Genomic DNA, 1,228 nt, shown 5'->3' on the forward strand with positions numbered 1-1,228 from the left:
GCGCAATCGACAGTGCATTACTGATGCTGGGGTTCGGGCTGGGCACCTGGCCCGTGCTGCTGGCCACCGGCTGGATATGGCGCCACAGGCCGCGGCCCAGGCTTTCAATGCGGGTCAGGCCGCTCCACCAGCCGGCGAGGTACAGGCCCATGCAAATCAGCAGCAAACCGGCGAGGATGCGCATAAACATGGCCGCCGGGCTGTTGGCTACTGCCCAGCCTGCCAGCCCCAGCAGTAGTCCTGCTGTGGCATAGCTGAGAATTCGGCCAAGGTTGTAGGCCAGCAGCAGCCTGAAGCGTCGGCTGCGTTGCTCTTTGGGGATGGCCAGCGTCAGCGCGCCCATCAGACCGCCGCACATGCCCAGGCAGTGTCCGCCCCCGAGCAGGCCCAGGATAACGGCCGATACCAGCAGCGGGGCCAGCTCAAGCATGGGGCGGGGCTTTTTTGTCGGTGTCGCTGGCCGACTCCGGGTGCAGGTTTTTGGCTTCTTCGACGGCAGCGGTATGCTGCGGATCCTGGTCATCGAACAGGATGCTGTGGGCTGGGCTGTCCAGGTCATCATACTGGCCGCTGTCGACTGCCCAGAAGAAGATAAAGATGCAGATGGCGACAATCAGCAGGGCCGCCGGAATCATGATGTAAAGCGCTGGCATAAGGGCTCCAGGGGACCGGGTCAAGCCGGTAGCGGGCGAGAGTGTGGCATGGCTGGAGTATGCGCCTGGGCGGGCATGCGCGTCAGGCGCAAGGCGTTGAGCACCACGGTCAGTGAGCTGATCGACATGCCGATGGCGGCCCAGATCGGAGTAATCCAGCCCAGTGCGGCGAATGGCAGCATCAGGCCATTATAGAGTCCGGCCCACAACAGGTTTTCGATGATCACCCGTCGGGTCCGTCGCGCCAGGCTGAACGCTTGCACCAGCGCGTCCAGGCGGTTGGACAGCAGCACCGCATCGGCGCTGGTTTTCGCCAGGTCGGTCGCCGAGCCCATGGCCACGCTGATATCGGCAGCGGCGAGCACAGGTACATCGTTGACACCATCCCCCAGCATCAGCACCTTGCGGCCTTGGGCGTGCAGTTTTTGCAAGACCTGCAATTTGTCATCCGGGCGCAAGCCGCCCTGAGCTTCATCGATCCCCAGTTCGGCGGCCACGCTGGCGACCATCGGCGAACTGTCCCCCGACAGCAGCAGCGTGTGCCAGCCGCGGGCCTTGCACGCTGCCAGCAATGC

Annotated in this window: 3 protein-coding genes; all 3 read right to left on the reverse strand. The window is 64.2% G+C overall.

Annotation, left to right across the window (positions count from 1 at the left end):
- Positions 1-430, reverse strand: a 430-nt coding sequence (locus GHO03_RS24480) for a sulfite exporter TauE/SafE family protein (RefSeq protein WP_178110379.1), incomplete at its 3' end; no start/stop codon positions are given.
- Positions 423-653 (reverse strand): cbb3-type cytochrome oxidase assembly protein CcoS, encoded by a 231-nt coding sequence (gene ccoS, locus GHO03_RS24485; RefSeq protein ID WP_095002761.1) that lies wholly within the window; start codon positions 651-653, stop codon positions 423-425. The genes GHO03_RS24480 and ccoS, both read right to left, overlap by 8 nt.
- Positions 654-673: 20 nt before the next feature.
- A partial coding sequence (locus GHO03_RS24490) for an HAD-IC family P-type ATPase (protein WP_153400689.1) occupies positions 674-1,228 on the reverse strand: 555 nt, incomplete at its 5' end.

The sequence above is a fragment of the Pseudomonas sp. FSL R10-1339 genome, from assembly GCF_009600545.1.
GTDB classification, from domain to species: domain Bacteria; phylum Pseudomonadota; class Gammaproteobacteria; order Pseudomonadales; family Pseudomonadaceae; genus Aquipseudomonas; species Aquipseudomonas bubulae.